The sequence below is a fragment of the Burkholderia paludis genome (assembly GCF_000732615.1).
Classification (GTDB): domain Bacteria; phylum Pseudomonadota; class Gammaproteobacteria; order Burkholderiales; family Burkholderiaceae; genus Burkholderia; species Burkholderia paludis.
Map to the genome: position 1 here is coordinate 19,064 of NZ_JPGL01000014.1, position 22,363 is coordinate 41,426.

The following is a 22,363-nucleotide window of genomic DNA, read 5'->3' on the forward strand; positions in this document are numbered from 1 at the left end:
CCGGCGCCGACCGCCTCATGACGACCGCTCCGATCCGCCCCGATGCCGGCCCGCAGCATGCCGACCATTTTTCCGTGCGCGACGCGGCGTCGTCGCCGCCGCCGCCTTCGCGGCGCCTCGGCCTCGATGCGCTGGCCGGCCTGTCGATCGCCGGCCTGCTGATACCCGAGGCGGTCGCGTATGCGGGGCTGGCCAACCTGCCGCCGCAGGCCGGTCTCATCGCGCTGCTGGCGGGGCTGGTCGTCTATGCGTGCACCGGCAGCAGCCGCTTCGCGATCGTGTCGTCGACGTCGTCGTCGGCCGCCGTGCTCGCGGCGACCGTACTCGCGGAGTCGGGCATGGCGCTCGCCGCGCAGCTCGCTCTCGCGGCGGCGCTTGTCGCGATGACCGGCGTGCTGTTCATCCTGGCGGGCGCGGCGCGGCTCGGCGGCATGTCGGACTTCGTCGCGCGGCCGGTGCTGCGGGGCTTCACATTCGGTCTCGCGCTGACGATCGTCATCAAGCAGTTGCCGAAGATTCTCGCGATTTCGGTGGCGCATAGCGATGCGCCGCATGTCGCGCTCGACCTGATCACCGGCGCGCCGCATGCGAACCTCGCGAGCGTGGCGCTCGGCGCGACCGCGCTGGCGTTGCTGTTCGTGCTCGGGCGGCGCTCGCGCGTGCCCGCGACGCTCGTCGTGATCGTGCTGTCGATCGCGGCCGGCTACGCGATCGACTGGCAGCGGTACGGCATCGCCGTCGTCGGCCATATCGACTTCCGGCACATCGAGTTCGGCCTGCCGAACCTCGACCGCAACGGGTGGATGCAGACGGTCGAGCTGGCGTTTGCCCTGATGCTGATCCTGTATGCGGAATCGTATGGATCGATCCGCAATTTCGCGCTGAAGCATGGCGACAGCGTGTCGCCGAACCGCGACCTCGTCGCGCTCGGCTGCGCGAATCTCGTGTCCGGCCTGCTGCACGGGATGCCGGTCGGCGCCGGCTATTCGGCCACCTCGGCGAACGAGGCGGCCGGCGCGCAGTCGCGCTTTGCCGGCCTGTGGGCGGCGGGCGTGGTCGCGCTGATCGTCTGGCTGCTGCTGCCGCAGCTCGCGCGCACGCCGGAGCCGGTGCTCGCGGCGATCGTGATCTTCGCGGTCAGCCACTCGCTGCATCCGTCCGTATTCCGGCCTTACTGGGCCTGGCATCGCGACCGGCTCGTCGTGCTTGCCGCGCTGCTCGCGGTGCTCGTGCTCGGCGTGCTGCACGGCCTGCTCGCAGCCATCGGCGTGAGCCTGCTGCTGACGCTGCGCAAGCTTTCCGAGCCGAATGTCAGCGTGCTGGGCAGGCTGCGCGACAGTCACGATTTCGTCGACGTCGCGAGCCATGCCGATGCGAAGCCGGTGCCGGGCGTACTGATCGTGCGGCCCGAGGCGCAGCTGTTCTTCGCGAACGCGGACCGGATGCTGAACCGCGTGCGTGCGCTGATGGCCGCCGCGCCGGACACGCGCACCGTGATGCTGAGTCTCGAGGAAACGCCCGACGTCGACGGCACGACGATCGAATCGCTGCGCACGTTCGCGGCGGAGTGCACGGCGCGCGGGCTGCGGCTCGCAATCGTGCGGCTCAAGGTGCACGCGCTGCATGCGCTGCGCCGCGCGGCGGACGATACGCTGCGCGACGATGCGATGTCCGAGCTGAGCGTCGACGAGAGCCTGCAACTGCTGCAGGCGGGCGTCCCGCCGAACGGCAGCGGCGGAACGCCCGCCGCGTGACACGCTGGCGCGCCGGCGCGGCTTGCCACGATGCCGCGGCTTCGGCGGCGCGATCGATCATGTCCCCGACTTCGGCCGCCGTCGGGGCATAGGCGCCAGTGTGCGCACAGGCGACCGCCGCACACGCGGCGGAATCGTGCCGATGCCCGGCGGTGCCGACGCGCGCGGCAATGCGCGCCGCGGCAGCGCCGGGTTACGCGGCGGTGGGTGCGATCAGCGCGGCGTGCTCCAGCCCTTGTAGCCCTTCACGTTGTCGCGCGTGATGAGCGTCGGCTCGATCAGGATCATCGGGTTGGCCGGCTTCTGGCCGTTCATGATCCCGTAGCCGACGTTGACGGCCTGCTGCGCCATCGCCCACGGGTCCTGGCTCGACGATGCCTGCACCAGCGTGTTGCTCTTGAGCGCCACCTCGATATCGGGCGCGCCGTCCACCGACGTGATCACGATGCCCGGACGGTTCAGCTGTTTCGCGGCGAGATCGCTGCCGATCGCCTGCGGGTCGTTGATCGTGAAGACCGCATCGAGTTTCGGGAAGCGCGTCAGGTAACCCTGCATCGCGTTCATTCCGCCTTCGCGCGAGCCCTTGCCGTCCTGGTCGCTCGACAGCAGCTTGATGCCCGCGTTTTTCCCGAGCACGGTCTTGCAGCCGTTGACGCGATCGATCACGGCCGATACCTGCGGGCCGTTCTCGATGATCACGTTGCCCTTGCCGTTGAGTTTCTTCGCGATGTAGTCGCACGCCAGCTCGCCGGCCTTCACGTTGTTGGTCTGCACGGTGGCGTTGGCGCCGGCCGCCGCGACGTCGACCGCGACGACGGTGATGCCGGCCGCCTGCGCTTTCCTGACCGCCGGCTCGATCGCTTTCGGGTCGGTCGCGTTGAGCAGGATCATGTCGACATGCGCGGAGATGAAGTTGTCGATCTGCGTGAACTGCTTGTTCAGGTCGTAGTCGGCCGACACGGCCGTGACTTTCGCGTTCGGATTGATCTGCCTGGCGCGCGCTTCGGCGCCCTTGACGATCGTGACGAAGTACGGGTTGCCGAGCGACCCGACCGTGACGCCGATCGATTTGAGCGGCTTGTCGGCCGCGTGCGCGGCGCAAGTCCCGAAGGCGAGCGCGCAGGCGACGGCGCTCAGGGCGGCTTTGTGCTTGAACATGTCGTGGTGTCTCCGTGAGGTAGGTATATGAACGGGCGCGGGCGAGCCTGCCTGCGCCGCGAGGCGAATGGGCGAGCGGGGTGTCAGGTTCGCGCCGAATCGCGCTGGCGATAGCGATCGAGCGCGACGGCGCCGATGATCACGAGCCCCTTGATGATGTATTGCCAGATGTCGGATACGCCGAGCAGCACGAGCCCGTTCGTCAGTACCGCGATGATCAGCGCGCCGATCAGGGTGCCGACGATCGAGCCGACGCCGCCGACGAAGCTCGTGCCGCCGAGAATCACCGCGGCGATCGCGTCGAGTTCGTAGGACTGGCCGAGCTGCAGGCCGTTGGCCGCATAGAGCCGGGCGGCCGACATCACCGCGCCGAGGCCGGCGAGCAGGCCCGACGCCGCGTACACGAACATCTGGATCCCGCGCACGTTGATGCCCGACAGGCGGGCGGCTTCCGGGTTGCCGCCGACTGAATAGATCCGCATCCCGAGCACCGTGCGGCGCAGGATGAACCACGAGATCGCGATCACCGCGCACGCGATCACGACGAGCCACGGCACGCCGAGGATCGTGCCGTTGCCGATGAACGCGAACGGCAGTTGCGGATTGAACACGGTCGTGTCGTTGCCGATCAGTCGTGCGACGCCGCGTACGGCCGTCATTGCGCCGAGCGTGACGATGAACGGCGGCAGGCGCAGGAACGAGATCAGGCCGCCGTTGATCGCGCCGAACGCGAGGCCCACGACGAGCGCGAACGGCACGCCGAGCCAGCCCCAGCCGGGGATGGTCGACGCGAGCAGTGCCGCGACGGCCGCGGCGGCCAGCACCGAGCCGACCGACAGGTCGATGCCGCCCGTCAGGATCACGAAGGTCATGCCGGCGGCGAGCACGATGTTGATCGATGCCTGCTGCGTGACGATCGACAGGTTCTGCAGCGTGAAGAAGCCGTCGGTCAGAAAGCCGAAGCCGACGCACAGGGCCAGCAGCACCGGCAGCATGCCGGCGGTGCGGATCAGCGACTGCATGCGGGCGCGATGATCGGTGGCGCGCAACTGGGGAGTACGATCGCCCACCGGATGGGCCGTCGCGGACGCGAGGTTCCGCTGCTTGGTCGGGTTGATCATTTCGCTAACCTGAAGGTAGAGGGGAATGAAAGAGCGGCGCTCAGTGCGCGTCGGCAAGTTCGGCCTGCGAGCCGGTTGCGAGCGCGATGATCGCTTCCTGCGTGATGGGCGTGTGCGTGTGACCGCCGAGCTCGCCCGCGATCTCGCCTTCGCGCATCACGAGCACGCGGTCGGCAACGCCGATGATCTCCGGCAGTTCGCTCGAGATCACGATCACGCCCACGCCGGCGCGGGCCAGCTCGTTGATGATCCGGTAGATCTCGGATTTCGCGCCGATGTCGACGCCGCGCGTCGGTTCGTCGAGGATCAGCACGCGCGGCTTCGTCTCGAGCAGGCGCGACAGCAGCACTTTCTGCTGGTTGCCGCCCGACAGTGCGCCGACGTTGACGTTCGCGTGGGGGACGCGGATCGACAGCGAGGCGATCGCGTCGCGCGCGCGTTCGGCGCCGCGCGCGAGATCGAGTGCGCCGAGCCGTGCATCGCGGTTGCAGACCGAGATGTTGATGTTGTCGCGCACGCTCATGTCGAGGAACAGGCCCTGGCGCTTGCGGTCCTCGGTCAGGTAGACGAGGCCCGCGTCGATCGCGTCGCGCGGCGAATGCGCGCCGAACGTGCGCTCGCCGATCTTCACGTCGCCGCGCACGCGCGGTTCGGCGCCGAAGATCAGTCGCGCGAGTTCGGTGCGGCCCGCGCCGACCAGCCCGGCGATGCCGAGCACCTCGCCGGCATGCAGGTCGAGGCTGCAGCCGCGCACGCGGGCGCCGTCCGCGACGTCGCGGACCGACAGCAGCAGGTGGCCGGGGTCGTACGCCGCGTGTTCCTTCTTGTAGAAGCCGGAGATGTCACGGCCGACCATCATCGCGACGAGACGCTCGGCCGACAGCGACGCGCGTTCGAGCGTGCCGACGTAGGCGCCGTCGCGCAGCACCGACACGCGGTCGGACAGTTCGTAGATCTCCGCCATCCGGTGGCTGATGTAGATGATCGCGAGACCTTCCTCGCGCAACTGGCGGATCAGGCGGAACAGGTGCTCGGTCTCGCGCGACGACAGCGGCGTGGTCGGCTCGTCCATCACGAGAATGCGCGCGCGGGTGTGCACGGCGCGTGCGATCTCGACGAGCTGCTGCTCCGCGATCGACAGCGTGTCGACGAGCGTGTCGGGCCCGAACGATGCGCCCAGGCGCGCGAGCACATCTTGGCAGCCGCGCGCCATTGCCGCGCGGTCGATGGTGCCCCAGCGCCGGTTGCCGCGCCGCAGTTCGCGGCCGATGTAGATGTTCTCCGCGACCGTCAGGTTCGGCGACAGGCACAGCTCCTGATAGATCACCGCGACGCCGGCGTCGCGCGCGGCGAGCGGGCCGTCGACGTCGATGCGCTGGCCGTCGATCAGGATCTCGCCGCCGGCGTCGGCGCGGTACGCGCCCGACAGGATCTTCATCAGCGTCGATTTGCCCGCGCCGTTCTCGCCCATCAGCGAATGGATCTCGCCGGGATAGACGGTCAGGCTGACGTTGTCGAGCGCGCGCACGGCCGGGAACGTCTTGCTGATCCCGCGCATTTCGAGCAATGGGCGAGGCGACTCAGATCGCGACATGGTTGACCTCCTGCGAGTCGGTGCGGGCGCCCTTGAGGATGCCGGCCCGCGGGGAGAAGTTGAAATACATCGGCAGCGTGGCGGCCCCGATCGCGCCGGCGTCGGCGCCGAACGTGCCGCGCACGAGCGTCGGCGTGCCGCGCGCTTCGGGCGCGGTGGCAACCAGCGCCGAGCGCAGGCGCGTCGAGACCGCGTCCAGCAGGCCGGCGTCGGTATCGGCGTCGAGCACCACCACCGGCGCGTCGACCACGCACAGCACCGCGCGCAACGCCGGCGCGAGCGCATCGACGCAGTCGTCGATCCATTCGTCGACGGCCGGCAGCCCGCGGGCGATGCAGGTTTCGAGATCGGCGCGGTTCTCGACCGTCTCGCCGTGATGGCGCAAATGGCGCACGAGCGCATGCAGCGACGCGCGCGCGAGCAGGATGTCCCACGGGCCGCGCGGCGGCGGTGCGGATGCGAGCCGGCTGGGCGGGACGGGAATCACCGCGACGTCGCCCGCATTGCCGGTCACGCCGCGCAGGCAGTCGCCGTCGATCGCGATGCCGCCGCCGATCGCCGGCCCGATGAACAAGTAGACGAAGTCGTCGCACTGCCGGCCGTATCCGTAGAACAGTTCGGCGATCGCGGCCGCGTTGCCGTCGTTTTCGCCGAATACGGGCAGCGACAGCGTGCGACCGAGGTCGGCTGCGAAATCGACGTCTTCCCACGCGCGGAACGTGTCGGGCGCGAGGCCGAGTTCGCGCATCCATGCGCCGAGGTTGTAGGGCTGGGCGACGCCGATGCCGGTCAGGCGGGCGCGTTCGTGGTCGGGGAGCAGGGCCTGCATCGCGTCGATGTCGTGACGGACGATCTCGAGCACCTCGGCAGGCGGCGGCAGCAGCGTATCGTGCGAGCGGCGGCCGAGCACGTCGCCGGCGAAATTGACGAGCGCCGTCTCGATGCGCATCCGGTCGAGATGGACGCCGATGCCGAACGCGCCGCGCGGGTCGAGGCGGATCAGCGAGGCCGGCTGGCCGCGCTGGCCTTCGGTGCGGCCGGCGAATTCGATCAGCTTCGCGTCGGCGAGCGACGCGATGATGCTGCCGACCGCCGTGCCCGTCATGTTCGCGAGGCGGGCGAGGTCGGCTTTCGAAGCGCTGCCTGCGCGGCGCAGCGTCTTCAGCAGCAGGCGCTCGTTATAACGGCGCACATTGGCCGAGTTGCTTCCCTGGCCGAAGTGCGGGCTTCTCATGGCGTCTCCTTCCATGATGCGCCGCTGGAGGGCGCATTAAATAAATCACGTTGATTTATTTAACCGCGTGAATGCGGGCATGTCAGCCTAGGGAAATCCCGGTTTTGTCGTGGAGCAGGGCGGCCTGAGAACTTCGGGGAACGGGGATCGATCGCGTTTGGGTTCGCGTGGCGGCGTAGTTGCGGACGTGGCAACGTCGGCTTGCGCGGAAGATGGCGAGAGAGGCAGGGGGATGTCACGTCGCGAGGGGGATGCGACGCGGGGCCGGAAATGAGAAAAGGCCGGCTAAAAGCCGGCCTTTTCATGAAACAGATGGTGCCCAGGAGAGGACTCGAACCTCCACGATGTTGCCACCGCTAGGACCTGAACCTAGTGCGTCTACCAATTCCGCCACCTGGGCACGTTTCGCGTTTGCTGCATCGCGAAAGACAGCAATTATAGCGTGACTGAAGGGCGTGTCAACAGATTTCGTCGAATCCTTGATGTGATGCGCCGACGGGGCGCGTGTCCGATGCACTGTGACTGAACGCTGCCGCGTGAACGGTCCCGATTCCAGCGATTGCCGCCGAACAGGAACGAGCGAATTTCCTGGGCGCGGGTTCTCGTTTTTCGCCGGAGGACTTATTGTCATTGTCGACGGGTGCCCGTCGTGCCGCGCCGACTCGCGTGTGCAGGCGGTGGCTGCCCGGCGGTGCCGCGTTCAGCGTCCGGTTGTCGGTCGTCACGTGGCACGTGACGGATGCGAGCGAAGTCGCTTGCGTTACGCTCATTTCTGTTACTATCGCGGTAACGTTTTTTTGTTGAGGCGGAGTGATCCGCGATAAGGAGTCCTTCATGTCTGAAATCGCAGTGGTTTTTCATAGCGGCTACGGCCACGCGGCCGTCATCGCGGATGCGGTCGCGCGTGGCGTCGAGAAAGTCGACGGCGCGTCGGTCAAGCTGATCCCGGTCGACGCGATCGACGAGCACTGGGAGTATCTGGAGCGCGATGCGAAGGCGATCATCTTCGGTTCGCCGACCTACATGGGTAGCGCGTCCGCGCCGTTCAAGGGCTTCATGGACGCATCGTCGAAGTATTGGGGCAAGTGGCGGGACAAGCTGGCGGCCGGCTTTACCGTGTCGGCTTCGCAAAGCGGCGACAAACTGGCGACGTTGCAGCAACTGTCCGTCTTCGCGGCCCAGCACCAGATGCTGTGGGTGAGCCTTGGCCTGATGCCCGGCAACAACAGCAGCACGGGCTCGGTCAACGACCTGAACCGGCTTGGGTCGTTCCTCGGCGCGATGGCGCAGGCGAATGCCGACCAGGGTGGGGACGCGATTCTCGAGAGCGACCGGAAGACGGCCGAAGTGCTGGGCGAGCGTGTCGCGATTGCGGCGAAACGCTGGAACGGCGTCTGAGGTCGGCGGCCGGGCAGGCATCCGCCGGCGGCTGTCCGGTAGCCGGGCGGGTGGGGCCGATGCGCGATCGAGGTGCTCGATGGGTGTCGGCTGCGGATGTCGAGCGCCGAGAACTCGCCGCGCCGATGCTGCCCGGGATGCCCGAACCGGAAATGAAAAAAGGCCGGCTAAAAGCCGGCCTTTTCAAATAAGTGGTGCCCAGGAGAGGACTCGAACCTCCACGATGTTGCCACCGCTAGGACCTGAACCTAGTGCGTCTACCAATTCCGCCACCTGGGCACGTTTCGCTTGCTGCGATGCGAAGACCGCTATTGTAGCGTGTCTTCAAAGGCTGTCAACACAATTTCATCCTGGGCGATAAAAATATTCGACCCACGCGTGAGCGAGCCTCATGCGCCGACCGACTCCGCGCGTTTCGTCGCGAAATTCCAGCGCAGCGCCTGTCCCGTATCGACGCGAGTCGGCAGCAGTCCGGCTGCGAGGAACGTGTCGGCGATCTTTTGCTGTTCGCCGAAGTTTTGCGCGACGACGGCGCGAACGAGGTAGCTGCGTCGCGCGTTCGCGCGCGCGATCGTCGTCGCGTCGAGTCCCCAGATCGGCGCGAGCGTGTTCGCGGCGTCCTGCGGGTGATCGCGCAGCCACGTGCCGGCTTGCGACAACCGGTCGAACAGGATCTGCACGACGTCGGGTCGCGCGGCGGCGAAACTGCTCGATGCGAGGTAGTAGCGCTGGTACGACGCGAGCCCGCTGCCGTCGGCCAGAATCCGCACGTCGGGATGCCTGTCGACCGATGCGACGTAGGGATCCCATGTGATCCATGCGTCCACGCTGCCGCGCTCGAATGCCGCGCGGCCGTCCGCGGGCGTCAGGTAGTGAATCGCGACGTCGGCGGGCGCGAGCTTCGCGCGTTCGAGCGCGGCGAGCAGCAGGTAGTGGCTGCCGGCCGCCTTGGTCGTCGCGATGCGCGTGCCCTTGAGGTCGGCGAGCGTGCGGAGCGCGCCGTCCTGCTTGACGACGATCGCCTGGGCTTTCGGCGACGGCGCTTCCTGTGCGACATACACGAAACGCGCATGCGCGGCCTGGGCGAAAACCGGCACCGTGTCGGCGACATCGGCGCTGAAGTCGACGGCGCCGACGTTGAGCGCTTCGGTCAGCGGCAGTCCGCTCGCGAACTCGTGCCACGATACGCGCAGGCCGAGTGGCGCCAGCGCCTGCTCGAGCGTGCCGCGGGTCTTGAGCAACGTGATGAGCGTCGACGATTTCTGGTAGCCGATGCGCAGCGCGTCCGGGGTATCTGCGGCGTGCGCGCGGACGCCAGCGGCAGCGAGGCCGGCGGCCAGCATCGTGCGCGCGAACGCGCGGCGGTTCATCGACGTCATGAGTCGTACTCCTGGTTGGGTTCGTTGCAGCGGATCGAACCGGCAAACCTACCAACCGGGGCGGCGGACGATAACCGATAAATTCTGCTAACGATCCGACCGTTGGGCATAAGCGTGAATGCCCGGCCGGGATCGCGCTGCACCTGCGTGCGCTGGGCGATCGATCTGCGCTTTACACGTCTATCGACTATCGACGACGTCGCGACTCCGGCCATTTCCGGCAATCTCGGCGCGCCGATCGCCGAGGGTGAGTGAGTTGGTCGAGCAGTGTGCGGCGGCTGGATCGCAGGCGACCAACGCTGGTCGTGGATCTTTTGCGTCAACGTGACAGGCGGGTTGTTCGCCGCCACGATCCGGGCGTTCCATCGCAACCGCGTTGCGTCGGCCCGAAAGCTGTCGATCGACGGGGCGGGGCTGGCCGAGCGTGCGCGCAGTGCGATCGATCGATGTGCGATGGATCGCGCGTAGATGGAAGCGGGGTGGTTGGCGAGACGGATTCCGGCGATCGCGCAGGCAGGGCCCGATGCGCAGTTGCGGAAATCCTCGAAGGACGAATTCGGCGAATCGCGCCAGGGTATCTCGAGCGATTTGCCGTGCCGATGTGCGTGGCCGGAAATGAGAAAAGGCCGGCATAAGCCGGCCTTTTCATAAAACAGATGGTGCCCAGGAGAGGACTCGAACCTCCACGATGTTGCCACCGCTAGGACCTGAACCTAGTGCGTCTACCAATTCCGCCACCTGGGCACGTTTTGCAGTAGCTATGTGCTGCAAAGAAGTGAAATTATAGCGCCCCAATTAATTGTGTCAACACTTTTTTGCGATGCATCGCAAACCGGCTGCCGTCGCGCCCGCGCGCGGCATTCCCGTCATTTGGCGACACGGGCGGGTGATAGAATGACCCGCCGCCGTCAATATAGAACTGTCTGAAGGACACCTCTATGTTGATGCCGTGCACCATCAGCCAACGCAACGAGAACAATCATCGACAAACCCTTGAGCAAATATCCGTACCCCATTCCGAGCCGTGAAGAAATTCTCGGCGTGCTGCGTACGAGCGACGCGCCGCTGGCCGCCAACGACATCGCCGAAGCCCTGTCGATCAAGCGTCAGGAGCGCGAGGGGTTCTTCCGACGGGTCGCCGCGATGGAGCGCGACGGCCAGATCCGCCTCGACAAGCGTGGCCATTATCAGTTGACCCATCCGTCGAACTTCGTCGCCGGGCGCGTGCAGGGGCATCGCGACGGCTACGGGTTCGTGATCCGCGACGACGGCCAGGACGATCTGTTCCTGCCGAACGGCGAGATGCAGAAGGTGATGCACAACGATCGCGTGCTCGCGCGGATCGTCGGCTACGATCGCCGCGGCCGCCCGGAAGGGCACGTCGTCGAAGTCACCGAGCGCGCGAACAAGCGCGTGATCGGCCGCCTGCTCAACGAGAACGGCGCGCTGATCGTCGCGCCGGAAGACAAGCGCATCGGCCACGACATCCTGATCACGCAGAACGTGAAGAAGGCGAAGGTCGGGCAGGTCGTCGTCGTCGAGCTGACCGATTTTCCGAGCCGTCATTCGCAACCGCTCGGCCGTGTCGTCGAGGTGCTCGGCGACATCGACGATCCGGGCATGGAAATCGAAATCGCGGTGCGCAAGTACGGCGTGCCGCACGAATTCAGCCAGCCTGCGCTCGACGAAGCCGCCGCGCTGCCGGACAAGGTGCGGCCGACGGACCTGCGCTTCCGCGTCGACCTGCGCGACGTGCCGCTCGTGACGATCGACGGCGAAGACGCACGCGACTTCGACGACGCCGTCTACTGCGAGCCGGTCAAGGTCGGTCGCGGCGACGGCTACCGGTTGATCGTCGCGATCGCCGACGTGTCGCATTACGTCCAGCCGGGCAGCGGGCTCGATGCCGATGCGCTCGAGCGCAGCACGTCGGTCTATTTCCCGCGCCGCGTGATCCCGATGTTGCCGGAGAAGCTGTCGAACGGCCTGTGCTCGCTGAATCCGCAGGTCGACCGTTGCGTGCTCGCGTGCGACATGGTGATCACCGCGCGCGGCGAAATCAAGGCGTACCAGTTCTATCCGGCCGTGATCCATTCGGCTGCGCGTCTGACCTATACCGAAGTCGCGGCCGTGCTGTCGAACACGAAGGGGCCGGAGGCCGCGCGCCGCGCCGATCTGTTGCCGCACCTGCAGGATCTGTACGGCGTCTACAAGTCGCTGTTCGCCGCACGTCAGAAGCGCGGCGCGATCGACTTCGATACGACCGAGACCTACATCGTCTGCAATTCGCAGGGCAAGATCGAGCAGATCGTGCCGCGCCAGCGCAACGATGCACACAAGCTGATCGAGGAATGCATGCTGGCCGCGAACGTCTGCGCGGCCGATTTCCTGAAGCGCAACAAGCATCCGGGCCTGTACCGCGTGCACGCGGGCCCGACGCCGGAGAAGCTCGAGAACCTGCGCGCGTTCCTGCGCGGCATGGGCTTGTCGCTCGGCGGCGGCGACAAGCCGCATGCGAGCGATTACGCGGCGCTGATGGCGCAGATCCGCGACCGGCCCGACGCACAGATGCTGCAGCCGATGCTGCTGCGCTCGATGCAGCAGGCCGTCTACAGCCCGGACAACATCGGTCACTTCGGCCTCGCCTACGAGGCGTATGCGCACTTCACGAGCCCGATCCGCCGCTATCCGGACCTGCTCACGCACCGTGCGATCTACGCGATCCTGTCCGGCAAGAAATACGTGCCGAAGGCGCCGGACGGCTTCGAGCTGAACACCGCGCTGTCGCCGCGCGCCCGCGCGATGCAGCAGGCCGACGACGAAACGCGCGGCCGCGCGCGCCCGAACACGGCGATCTGGGAAGAGCTCGGCCTGCACTGCTCGGCAAACGAACGCCGCGCGGACGAAGCCTCGCGCGACGTCGAGGCGTGGCTCAAGTGCTACTTCATGCGCGACAAGCTCGGCGAGGAGTACGGCGGGATGGTGAACGGCGTCACGTCGTTCGGCATCTTCGTGCAGCTCGACACGCTGTTCATCGAGGGGCTCGTGCACGTCACCGAACTCGGCTCGGACTACTTCCAGTACGACGAGATCAAGAACGAGCTGCGCGGCGAGCGGACGGGCATCCGCTATCGCCTGTCCGATCGCGTGCGCGTGCAGGTGAGCCGCGTCGATCTCGACGCGCGCAAGATCGATTTCCGCCTCGTGCGCGATACGCCGGTGAAGGCGCCGCGCCCGTCGCCCGCGCCGGCCGCGGCAGGCGGCGGCGTCGACCGCAACGGCCCGCGCGTCCGCGCGCTGCCGCAGGCGGAGGAAGCCGCACCGCGTCGCAAGAAGGCCGCGAGTGCGCCGAGCGTCGCGGTGAAGGAAGCGCGCGCCGCCCGTGCCGCCGCGAAGAAGAAGAGCGGCGGCAATGGCGGGGCGGCGCCGAAGCCGGCCGCGAAGAAGGCGCGCGCCCGCAAGAAGTATTGAGCGTTCGGGGGCGGCGCAAGCGCACGCCCCGCAGTATCGAGAGACGCCGCGTCACCGGCCATCGGCCGGCACGCGGCGCTTTCCTTTTCCATGGATCGCGGTTGCGCGTGTCGCGCGGCCGCATGTTTGAGCGAAGGTTGTTCCAGTCATGTCACGTCTGAAGGTTCTTTACGGTTTTCATGCGGTGACCGCACGTTTGCGGCACGATGCATCGACGGTTGCGGAGGTGCTGTACGACCAGACGCGTCGCGACCGCCGCATGCAGGACTTCCTGCACGCCGCGAAGGAAGCGGGCGTGCGGTTGATCGCGGCCGATGAAACGCGCCTGTGGGGCCTTGCCCATACGGAGCGCCACCAGGGCGTCGTCGCGCGGGTCGAGGACATTCCGCTCGCACAGAACCTGTCCGAACTGCTCGACGGCATCCAGGGCCCGGCGCTGCTGCTCGTGCTCGACGGCGTGACCGATCCGCACAACCTCGGCGCGTGCCTGCGGGTCGCCGATTCGGCCGGCGCACACGCGGTGATCGCGCCGCGCGACCGCGCGGTCGGCCTGAACGCGACCGCGGCCAAGGTGGCGAGCGGCGCGGCCGATACGGTGCCGTACATCACGGTAACGAACCTCGCCCGTGCGCTGCGCGAGCTGAAGGACGCCGGCGTCTGGATCATCGGCACGTCGGACGAGGCGTCGTCGACGCTGTACGAAACGAAGCTCGACGGCCCCGTCGCGCTCGTGATGGGCGCGGAAGGCGAAGGCATGCGCCGGCTCACGCGCGACACCTGCGACGAAGTGATGAGCATCCCGATGGCCGGCAGCGTCGAAAGCCTGAACGTGTCGGTCGCCAGCGGCGTGTGCCTGTACGAAGCGGTGCGCCAGCGGCGCGTGAAAGGCTGACGCCGTTCGTCCCGCGCGCCGGGCGCGGGCCCCGAATGTTCCCAACGACGCGTGCCGCGCCGCGGCACGCGGCTCTCCGGAGCCCGCGACCATGACCCTGTTCCGCGTCGGCGCATCCTGCGCCGTGTTGTGCCTGCTGGCCGCCTGCACGTCGCCGTCGCTCGTCGAGCGCGGCACCTACTACGCCGACACGAGCCTGCACGCGCGCAGTGCCGATTCGCGGGTCCGCTTTCTCGTGATGCACTACACCGAAAGCGACGAGGCAAAATCGCTGCGCACGTTGACGGGCGATTCGGTCAGCGTGCATTACGTCATTCCGCCGCAACCGCGCATCGAGCACGGGATGCCCGTCGTCTACCAGCTCGTCCCGGAATCGGAACGTGCGTGGCACGCGGGCGTCAGCGAGTGGCAGGGCACGACGGAGCTGAACGCGGTGTCGATCGGCATCGAGAACGTGAACCGCGGCCCGCTCGATCCGCAGAACCGCACCTGGCAGCCGTATCCGCCGGAACAGGTTGCCGCGCTGACCCGCCTGTCGCAGGACATCGTCGCGCGCTACGGCATTCCGCCGACGCGCGTGGTCGGACACAGCGACATCGCGCCGCAACGCAAGATCGATCCGGGGCCGCTGTTTCCATGGCATGCGCTGGCGCTGGCCGGCGTTGGCGCGTGGCCGGACGACGCGACCGTGGCCGCGCGGCTCGGCGGGCGCGATCCGCATGCGCCGGTCGATGTGCGCGCGCTGCAGCTCAAGCTGGCGCGCTACGGCTACGACGTGTCGACCGACGGCGTGCTCGACGCAGGTACGCGGCGCGTATTCGCGGCGTTCCAGATGCATTTCAGGCCGTCCGACTATGCCGGCAATCCGGACGCCGAAACCGATGCGATCGCGCAGGCGCTGCTCGACAAGTATTTCCCCGACACCCGGCCGGCGGACAACGCGCCGGCGGCGGGCGCACCCTGAATCCAGCGCGCGCCGCGCGCCGAAAAACGCGGATCGTCATCCGAGTCCGGTAAACTGGCGGTTTTCCGCAATCCCGCAGCATTCCCACTCCATGACTCAAGACGAACTCAAACGCCTCGTCGGCCAGGCCGCCGCCGATTACGTGATCCAGAACGTGCCGGAAGGCGCCGTGATCGGCGTCGGCACCGGATCGACCGCCAACTGCTTCATCGACGCGCTCGCCGTCGTCAAGTCGCGCTATCGCGGCGCCGTATCGAGCTCGGTCGCCACCACCGAGCGCCTGAAATCGCACGGCATCAAGGTGTTCGACCTGAACGAGATCGACTCGCTGCAGGTGTATGTCGACGGCGCCGACGAGATCGACGCGAGCGGCGCGATGATCAAGGGCGGCGGCGGCGCGCTGACGCGCGAGAAGATCGTCGCTTCGGTGGCCGATACGTTCGTGTGCATCGCGGACGCCAGCAAGCGTGTGCCGGTCCTCGGCGCGTTCCCGCTGCCGATCGAGGTCGTGCCGATGGCGCGCACGGCGATCGGCCGGCGCGTGACTGCGCTGGGCGGCGTTCCGGTGTTGCGCGTGACGAAGGACGGTGCGCCGTACATCACCGACAACGGCAACGAGATCATCGACGTGAAGGGGCTGCAGATTGCCGATCCGCGTGGTTTCGAAGCGCAGGTGAATGCGTGGCCGGGCGTCGTGACGGTCGGCCTGTTCGCAGAGCGCGGTGCGAATCTGTGCTTGCTCGGCACGGAAAGCGGCGTTGAAACGATCGTTTATTCGGCCAATTGAAAGAAATGACAAGCAGTCCGTAGCGCGTGTCATATGCCGTAACGGATTGAATGTTTAAATCTTGTGGAAATCGGGGTCCGGCAGGCGCAGAGCGCTTCCCGGGCCTTTTTTTTAGTCGTATAAATCACCCCGACAAAAAGAGGGATAACCCTGTCAGGTGTTTACCAGATAGCGAAATATCCTCGAACTCATCAACTTATAGATCATAAGAACAGTCGTAACCAGGGCCGGCGGAACTGCGGAGCAGGTGTTCGCAAATCGACGCACGGGGAGGTGTCATGGAGCAGGGCAAAGACCGGTCACTGGTCGCGAAAGTGATGGATGGGCTTGTCTCGGGTATCGTCGAGGACAAGTACGGCGGCATCCTGCCGCCGCAGGACGTGCTGTCGAAAGAGTTCGATGTGAGTCGCACCGTGATGCGGGAGGCGCTGTCGATGTTGCTTGCGCGCGACATGCTCGACGTGCGTCCGAAAGTCGGTACGCGCGTGCGGCCGATGCGCGACTGGCGCATGATCGACGAGGACGTCGTGAGCTGGCGGTTCAGGGCGAAACCCGATCCGCAATTCATGCGCGACGTCATCGAATTCCGGATGCTGATCGAGCCGCGTGCGACCGCGCAGGCGGCGGTACGCGCGACGGCGGCCGACATCGCGGGCATCCGCGAAGCATTCGATGCGTTCAAGGTGTTGCAGCCGGGAGACCTCGGTTACGACACGGCGGACGAGCTGTTGCACACGCGGATCGTCCAGGCGAGCGGCAACCAGTTCTTCCAGCAGATGGCGACGATCGTGCGAGGCGCGGTGCGTCTCGTGAATCCGCGCGTCGCGCAAAAGGAGGGCGCGCACGACGTCGTGGTGAAGGCGCATGCGCGTGTGGTCGACGCGATCGAGCGTCGCGATCCGCGCGAAGCCGAAGCCGCGTCGCTCGCGCTGATCGATTTCAGCGCCGACGAGATCTCGCGCGATTTTTCGGTCGACGTGCCCGTGCGTGCCTGACATCGCGCGTGTCGTTCATCGTGTGCCGGCGAGCCGTTTATCATGACGGACGACCGGCAGCGTGCCGGCCGCCGTCATACGACCGACACGGAAGATCAGGATGAACGACAACGACCATCGCCCGGTGCGCTTCGGCATCGTCGGCGCGGGCAGCATTGCGCGCCGCTTCGCGCAAAGCCTCGCGCATGTGCCGGGCGCCACGCTCGCCGGTGCCTGGGCCCGCCGCGCCGATGCCGCGGCAGACTTTTGCGGGGCGTGCGGCGGCACGCCCGCCACGAGCCTCGAAGCGCTCCTCGCGAGCGATATCGACGCGGTCTACATCGCCACGCTTCACGACAGTCACGCGCAGTACACGCTGGCCGCGCTTGCCGCCGGCAAGGCCGTGCTGTGCGAGAAGCCCGCGACGCTGAACGCCGCGCAGCTCGACACGGTGCTGCATGCGGCGCGCGCAGCAGGACGGCTCTTCATGGAGGCGATGAAGCCGCCGTTCTTTCCGCTGTACCGTCAGTTGCGTGCGCATCTGCGTGACGATCCGATCGGCGAGATCCGGCTCGTGCGGGCAGGGTGCGCGTCGTCGTCCGTGCCGGACGATCATCCCGTGTATCGCCTCGATCGCGCGGGCGGTGCGCTGCTCGATATCGGGATCTACGAAACGTTTCTCGCGGTCGACTGGCTCGGTGCGGCGCTCAACGTGCAGACGCTCGGCCGCGTCGGCCCGACGGGTGTCGACCTGTTCGCGAGCCTGAACAGCGTGCATGCGAACGGCGGGATCGCGCAGCTCTTTTGCGGGCTGGACGTGATGGGGCGCGGCGACGCGTTGATCGCCGCCGCCGGCGGCCACGTGACGATTCACGAAAAGTGGTGGAACCCGTCGCACGCGACGATCCGCTATGCGGACGGGCGCACTGTGGAGCTCGATGCGCTGGCCGAAGGCGGCGGGCTGAACTACGAGACCGCGCATTTCTGCGACCTGCTGCGCGCGGGAGCCACCGAAAGCCCGATCATGACGCACGATCGCTCGCGCCAGATGATCGCGATGACCGATGCGGCGCGGGCCGCACTCGGTGTGCGCTATTCGGGCGAATGAGCGGCGAGGAGCGGGCCGGGCGCGTGTGCGCGGCCCGGCCCGCCGTGTGCGCTCAATGCCGCGACGGCAGCGACAGGCGCCTTTCGTACCAGCGCTGCACCCATTCGAGGATCTGGCACAGGATCCAGTACACGGCGGCGGCGGCGAGATAGAGCGGCAGCGGCTGGTAGGTCGCCGCGATCACTTCCTGCGCACTGCGCAGCAGTTCGGTAACGGTGATCACCGACACGAGCGACGTGTCCTTGATCAGGCTGATCAGGCTGTTCGACAGGCTCGGCACGGCGATGCGCAACGCTTGCGGACCGATCACGTAGCGCAGCGTCTGCCCCCACGACAACCCGAGGCTGTATGCGGCGAGCCATTGGCCGCGCGCGATCCCGCTGATCGCGCCGCGCATGCTTTCCGACATGTAGGCCGCGACGTTCGCGGACAGCGCGATGACGCCGGCCGGTGTCGGGTCGAGCGAGATGCCGAGGCTCGGCAGTCCGTAATAGATGACGAAGATCTGTACCAGCAGCGGCGTGCCGCGCATCAGGCTCACGTAGGCGCGCGCCACCCACGCGAGCGCGTTGACCCAGATGCGTTCGAAGCCTTCGAGCGCTTCGCTTTGCCGGACGCCCATCATCGCGAGTACGACGGCGCCGAGCAGCCCGAACACCATCGACAGCACGGCGAACTTGACGGTGAGCACGGCGCCTTGGGCGAGCACCGGCAGAGATTGGACGAGCAGGGACGTTGTCGACATGGAATACGAATCGAATGCGTGCGCGAAAACGCAATCATAAACCGGACGAATAAAACAAAGGGCGGCATCGTTGTGGATGCCGCCCCGTCCGGTCCGCCGTCAGGCGGGAAATGCAGGCGTACTTACTTGATCGGCTTGGTCACGTCGATGCCGAACCACTTGTCCGAGATCTTCGTGAACGTGCCGTCGGCCTCGAGTTGTGCCATCGCGTCGTCGATCGCCTTCTGGAACTTCGGGTTGCCCTTCTTGAACGGGATGCCCGACGGGTTCGCCGAACCGACGTTCGCACCCGGCCGCAGCGGCAGTTGCGAATTTTTGGTCAGGTAGGCGAGCATCAGGCGATCGTTGAGCGCCGCGTCGAGTCGGCCGGCCGCGAGATCGCGCAGGTACTCAGGCGCACCCGGATACGTCTTCACGTCGATGCCGGGCACCGACTTCGCCATGTCCATGTAGTTCGTGCCGAGCGCGACGCCGAGCTTCTTGCCCTTGAGGTCGTCCAGCGACTTGAACTCGCGCGTGTCGTCCTTGCGCTGGATCAGCTGCGCGGACGAGTACGTGTACGCGGGCGAGAAGTCGAGCGTTTCCTTGCGCTTGTCGGTGATGCCGACCTGGTTGGCGATCACGTCGAACTTGCCGGCCTGCAGGCCGGCGATGATGCCGCTCCATTCGGTCGTCACGAATTCCGCCTTCACGCCGAGCTTCGCGGCGACGGCCTTCGCGATATCGACGTCGAAGCCGACGAGTTCGCCTTGCGGGTTCTTCGAGTTGAACGGAGGGAACGTGCCTTCGAGCCCGACCCGTAGCGCGCCGCGCTGTTTCACCTGGTCGAGGAGGTCGGCGGCATGGGCGGTGGCGGCGGCGAGCGACGTGCCGATCAGGCCGGCAGCCAGCAGCTTCTTCAGCAGCGCAATCTTCATCGTGTGTTTCCTTGCCCTGTCCGGGTCATTGATTCTGGTAACGGCGCCGATCATAGCAAAAACGCAATCGATCTCTAAATACCGTTTGTTTATGCCTATATTACGCGGCGCGCTCGCGGGCGATGGCCTTCACGCATTCGGCGACGAGCGCGGGGCCGCGGTAGATGAAGCCCGTATAGAGCTGAACGAGCGCCGCGCCGGCCGCGAGCTTGGCACGGGCATCCTCGCCCGAGAAAATGCCGCCGACGCCGATGATCGGCACGTCGCTGCCGACTTCGGCGTGCAGCTTGCGGATCACCTCGTTCGACGCGTCGAACACGGGGCGGCCCGACAGCCCGCCGGCTTCGTCGGCATGGGGCAGGCCCTGGACGGCGGCGCGCGACAGCGTCGTGTTGGTGGCGATGACCGCTTCGATCTTGTGGCGCAGCAGCGTGTCGCCGATTTCCTTGACCTGTTCGTCGTCGAGATCGGGCGCGATCTTCAGCGCGAGCGGCACGAGCTTGCCGTGCAGGTCGGCAAGCCGCTGCTGCTTGTCCTTCAGTGCCGCGAGCAGCGCGTCGAGCTCGCCCGCGCCCTGCAACTGGCGCAGGTTCTTCGTGTTCGGCGACGAGATGTTGATCGTCACGTAGCTGGCGAACGGGTACACGCGCTCGAGGCAGTACAGGTAGTCCTCGGCGGCGCGTTCGATCGGCGTATCGGCGTTCTTGCCGATGTTCAGGCCCAGGATGCCGCGATAGCGGGCGGCCTGGACGTTCTTCACGAACTGGTCGACGCCGTGGTTGTTGAAGCCCATCCGGTTGATCAGCGCCTCGGCCTGCGGCAGGCGGAACATCCGCGGGCGCGGGTTGCCGGGCTGCGGGCGCGGCGTGACCGTGCCGACCTCGATGAAGCCGAAGCCGAGTGCCGCGAGGCCGTCGATCGCTGCGCCGTCCTTGTCGAGGCCGGCCGCCAGGCCGACCGGATTGCGGAACGTGAGCCCCATCACGGTGCGGGGCGCGTCGGGCACGCGCGCCGACAGCGCGCAGGCGAGGCCCGTGCGGCCGGCCGCGCCGAGCGCGCGCAGCGTGAGGTGGTGAGCGTCTTCCGCATCCATCTTGAACAGGGATGCGCGGGCCAGCGGATAAAGGGAACTGAACACGGGAATAGGGCGGACGGCCGGAATGAATGACAACCCGCTATTTTACCGGGAGTTGTGCGGCAGGGGCGCGCTTCGCTTCGTTGCCGCCGCGCCGGCGTCAGCTCGAGCCGGAATGCCCGCCCGGCAGCGGCGCGCGGGCCAGCGCCGCGTCGACGGGCGGCAGGTCGACCCGTTCCGGATCGAGCATCTTCCAGCGGCCGTCGATCAACCCTTCGAGCGGATGGAAGTTGGCCTTGTAGGCCATCTTCGGGCTCTCGCGGATCCAGTAGCCGAGGTATACGTAGGGCAGGCCGAGACTCTTCGCCTGCTCGATCTGCCACAGGATGTTGTAGGTGCCGTAGCTCGTATGCAGGTCGTCGGGCTCGAAGAACGTGTAGACGGACGACAGCCCGTCGCCGAGGATGTCGATCATGCTGACCATGCGCAGCTTGCCGGACTCGCCGCCCGGTGCATCGAGGTCGCGGAATTCGACGAGGCGCGAGTTGATCCGGCTCTGCAGCAGGAACTGCTCGTACTGGTCGCGGCTGTCGCGGTCCATGCCGCCGCCCGCATGACGCGCCGACTGGTAGCGCATATAGAGCGCGTAGTGCTCTTCGTCGTAGTGCAGCGGCGACACCGTTGCCACGAGCGCGCGATGCCGCTTCCACATCCGGCGCTGCGTGCGTGACGGCGCGAATGCGCCGACGGGGACGCGCACCGGCACGCACGCGCGGCAGCCGTCGCAGTACGGGCGATACGTGAAGACGCCCGAGCGGCGGAAGCCGGCCTTGACGAGCTCGGTGTAGATGTCGGAGTTGATCAGGTGGCTCGGCGTCGCGACTTGCGAGCGCGCGACGCGGCCGTCCAGATAGCTGCACGGATAGGGCGCCGTTGCATAGAATTGCAGCGCCGAAAGCGGTGAAAGCGGCAGCTCAGTCGGGTGAGTCATGGGCAGCTCTCGTTGCAGGGAGGGAGTGCCGCGCTAGCGCTCGATCCCGGAGGGGGGCGCCGTTTCGGCGGGGCCCGTCAGCGCGGCGAGCACGCGCTTGTCGAACTGCCACGGAATCGGCGGTTCGGCTACCGCGCTGCGCACGTGAGCGACAAAGGCCTTGCGTGCGATCTCGCGGCCGCCGAGCGACGCTAGATGCGACGTATTCTGCTGGCAGTCTATCATCTCCAGCCCCTGCCCGCGAAGGTGCGCGATGAGCGTGGCCAGTGCGATCTTCGATGCGTCGGTCGCATCCGCATACATCGACTCGCCGAAAAACATCCGCCCGAACGATACGCCGTACAGGCCGCCGACGCGGCGCCCGTCGCGCCACGTCTCGATGCTGTGCGCGTTGCCGGTGCGGTACAGCGACGTGTACGCGTCGATGATCTCGGCCGTGATCCACGTGCCGCGCTGCCCGCGGCGCGGCGCCTGCGCGCAGGCCCGCATCACGCCCGGAAAGTCGTGATCCACGCGCACTTCCCATTCGGGCTCCCGCAGCACGCGCTTCAGCGTCTTGCGCAGCGACGGCGACACCTTGAATTCGGCCGGCACGAGGATCATGCGCGGATCGGGGCTCCACCACAGTACCGGCTGGCCGTCGGAGTACCACGGGAAAATTCCGCGCAGATATGCGTCGATGAGGCGTGACGGCAGCAGGTCGGCGCTGGCGGCGAGCAGCCCGGGCGCGCCGGTCGCGGGACCGAGCGCGCGCTCGATGGGCGGAAACGGATCGTCCGGGCCGAGCCAGGGGACCATGGG

Annotated in this window: 19 protein-coding genes and 3 tRNA genes; 8 read left to right on the top strand and 14 right to left on the bottom strand. The window is 67.1% G+C overall.

Annotated elements, in window-relative coordinates:
• Positions 1–17 precede the first annotated feature (17 nt).
• Positions 18–1,754, top strand: a complete 1,737-nt coding sequence (locus GQ56_RS0110265; protein ID WP_031398573.1) for a SulP family inorganic anion transporter — start codon at positions 18–20, stop codon at positions 1,752–1,754.
• A 213-nt stretch (positions 1,755–1,967) separates the two neighbouring features.
• Here GQ56_RS0110265 and GQ56_RS0110270 read toward each other — a convergent pair whose 3' ends face one another.
• The 5 genes from GQ56_RS0110270 to GQ56_RS0110290 all read right to left on the bottom strand — a co-directional run bounded on the left by GQ56_RS0110270 (position 1,968) and on the right by GQ56_RS0110290 (position 7,261).
• Positions 1,968–2,912 (bottom strand): ABC transporter substrate-binding protein, encoded by a 945-nt coding sequence (locus GQ56_RS0110270; protein WP_031398574.1) that lies wholly within the window; start codon positions 2,910–2,912, stop codon positions 1,968–1,970.
• Between the two features lie 83 nt (positions 2,913–2,995).
• Positions 2,996–4,033: an ABC transporter permease subunit gene (locus GQ56_RS0110275; protein ID WP_031398575.1), complete on the bottom strand. Its 1,038-nt coding sequence runs from the start codon at positions 4,031–4,033 to the stop codon at positions 2,996–2,998.
• 40 nt (positions 4,034–4,073) lie between these two features.
• On the bottom strand, positions 4,074–5,627 hold the full coding sequence (locus GQ56_RS0110280) for a sugar ABC transporter ATP-binding protein (RefSeq protein ID WP_031398576.1): 1,554 nt from the start codon (positions 5,625–5,627) through the stop codon (positions 4,074–4,076).
• The gene (locus tag GQ56_RS0110285) at positions 5,614–6,861 is read right to left on the bottom strand and encodes an ROK family protein (protein ID WP_031398577.1); all 1,248 of its coding nucleotides are present in this window, start codon (positions 6,859–6,861) and stop codon (positions 5,614–5,616) included. Before GQ56_RS0110285 ends, GQ56_RS0110280 begins: the two co-directional genes overlap by 14 nt.
• 313 nt (positions 6,862–7,174) lie before the next feature.
• A tRNA-Leu gene (locus GQ56_RS0110290) sits at positions 7,175–7,261 on the bottom strand.
• Between the two features lie 434 nt (positions 7,262–7,695).
• Here GQ56_RS0110290 and GQ56_RS0110295 point away from each other — a divergent pair.
• Positions 7,696–8,259, top strand: coding sequence for a flavodoxin family protein (locus tag GQ56_RS0110295; RefSeq protein WP_031398578.1), 564 nt, complete (start codon positions 7,696–7,698; stop codon positions 8,257–8,259).
• Between the two features lie 192 nt (positions 8,260–8,451).
• Here the strand turns inward: GQ56_RS0110295 and GQ56_RS0110300 are convergent.
• The 4 genes from GQ56_RS0110300 to GQ56_RS0110315 all read right to left on the bottom strand — a co-directional run bounded on the left by GQ56_RS0110300 (position 8,452) and on the right by GQ56_RS0110315 (position 10,382).
• Positions 8,452–8,538: transfer RNA gene (locus GQ56_RS0110300), tRNA-Leu, on the bottom strand.
• Between the two features lie 110 nt (positions 8,539–8,648).
• Positions 8,649–9,638 carry an aliphatic sulfonate ABC transporter substrate-binding protein gene (locus tag GQ56_RS0110305; RefSeq protein WP_031398579.1) on the bottom strand — a complete coding sequence of 330 codons (990 nt, stop codon included), beginning with the start codon at positions 9,636–9,638 and terminating at the stop codon, positions 8,649–8,651.
• Entirely contained in the window at positions 9,635–10,336 is a 702-nt protein-coding gene (locus GQ56_RS44135; RefSeq protein ID WP_152601712.1) for a hypothetical protein, read from the bottom strand. Before GQ56_RS44135 ends, GQ56_RS0110305 begins: the two co-directional genes overlap by 4 nt.
• Positions 10,296–10,382: transfer RNA gene (locus GQ56_RS0110315), tRNA-Leu, on the bottom strand. Before GQ56_RS0110315 ends, GQ56_RS44135 begins: the two co-directional genes overlap by 41 nt.
• A 249-nt stretch (positions 10,383–10,631) precedes the next feature.
• Between GQ56_RS0110315 and rnr the strand changes: the two genes are divergently transcribed.
• From rnr to GQ56_RS0110345, 6 genes are all read left to right on the top strand, one after another.
• Positions 10,632–13,109 (top strand): ribonuclease R, encoded by a 2,478-nt coding sequence (gene rnr / locus GQ56_RS0110320; protein ID WP_031398581.1) that lies wholly within the window; start codon positions 10,632–10,634, stop codon positions 13,107–13,109.
• Between the two features lie 148 nt (positions 13,110–13,257).
• Entirely contained in the window at positions 13,258–14,001 is a 744-nt protein-coding gene (rlmB, locus tag GQ56_RS0110325; RefSeq protein WP_031398582.1) for a 23S rRNA (guanosine(2251)-2'-O)-methyltransferase RlmB, read from the top strand.
• 91 nt (positions 14,002–14,092) lie between these two features.
• Entirely contained in the window at positions 14,093–14,965 is an 873-nt protein-coding gene (locus tag GQ56_RS0110330; protein WP_031398583.1) for an N-acetylmuramoyl-L-alanine amidase, read from the top strand.
• A 91-nt stretch (positions 14,966–15,056) separates the two neighbouring features.
• Positions 15,057–15,752, top strand: coding sequence for a ribose-5-phosphate isomerase RpiA (gene rpiA, locus GQ56_RS0110335; protein ID WP_031398584.1), 696 nt, complete (start codon positions 15,057–15,059; stop codon positions 15,750–15,752).
• A gap of 278 nt (positions 15,753–16,030) precedes the next feature.
• On the top strand, positions 16,031–16,747 hold the full coding sequence (locus GQ56_RS0110340) for a FadR/GntR family transcriptional regulator (RefSeq protein ID WP_031398585.1): 717 nt from the start codon (positions 16,031–16,033) through the stop codon (positions 16,745–16,747).
• Positions 16,748–16,847: 100 nt separating this feature from the next.
• The gene (locus GQ56_RS0110345; protein ID WP_031398586.1) at positions 16,848–17,834 is read left to right on the top strand and encodes a Gfo/Idh/MocA family protein; all 987 of its coding nucleotides are present in this window, start codon (positions 16,848–16,850) and stop codon (positions 17,832–17,834) included.
• Positions 17,835–17,886: 52 nt separating this feature from the next.
• Here GQ56_RS0110345 and GQ56_RS0110350 read toward each other — a convergent pair whose 3' ends face one another.
• The 5 genes from GQ56_RS0110350 to aat all read right to left on the bottom strand — a co-directional run bounded on the left by GQ56_RS0110350 (position 17,887) and on the right by aat (position 22,360).
• Positions 17,887–18,579 (bottom strand): amino acid ABC transporter permease, encoded by a 693-nt coding sequence (locus tag GQ56_RS0110350; protein WP_031398587.1) that lies wholly within the window; start codon positions 18,577–18,579, stop codon positions 17,887–17,889.
• 122 nt (positions 18,580–18,701) lie between these two features.
• Positions 18,702–19,496, bottom strand: coding sequence for a cystine ABC transporter substrate-binding protein (locus GQ56_RS0110355; protein ID WP_031398588.1), 795 nt, complete (start codon positions 19,494–19,496; stop codon positions 18,702–18,704).
• A gap of 100 nt (positions 19,497–19,596) precedes the next feature.
• Positions 19,597–20,634, bottom strand: a complete 1,038-nt coding sequence (locus GQ56_RS0110360; RefSeq protein WP_031398589.1) for a quinone-dependent dihydroorotate dehydrogenase — start codon at positions 20,632–20,634, stop codon at positions 19,597–19,599.
• Positions 20,635–20,731: 97 nt separating this feature from the next.
• Positions 20,732–21,562, bottom strand: a complete 831-nt coding sequence (locus GQ56_RS0110365) for an arginyltransferase (RefSeq protein ID WP_031398590.1) — start codon at positions 21,560–21,562, stop codon at positions 20,732–20,734.
• A 33-nt stretch (positions 21,563–21,595) separates the two neighbouring features.
• Positions 21,596–22,360, bottom strand: a complete 765-nt coding sequence (aat, locus tag GQ56_RS0110370) for a leucyl/phenylalanyl-tRNA--protein transferase (protein WP_031398591.1) — start codon at positions 22,358–22,360, stop codon at positions 21,596–21,598.
• Positions 22,361–22,363: the final 3 nt, after the last annotated feature.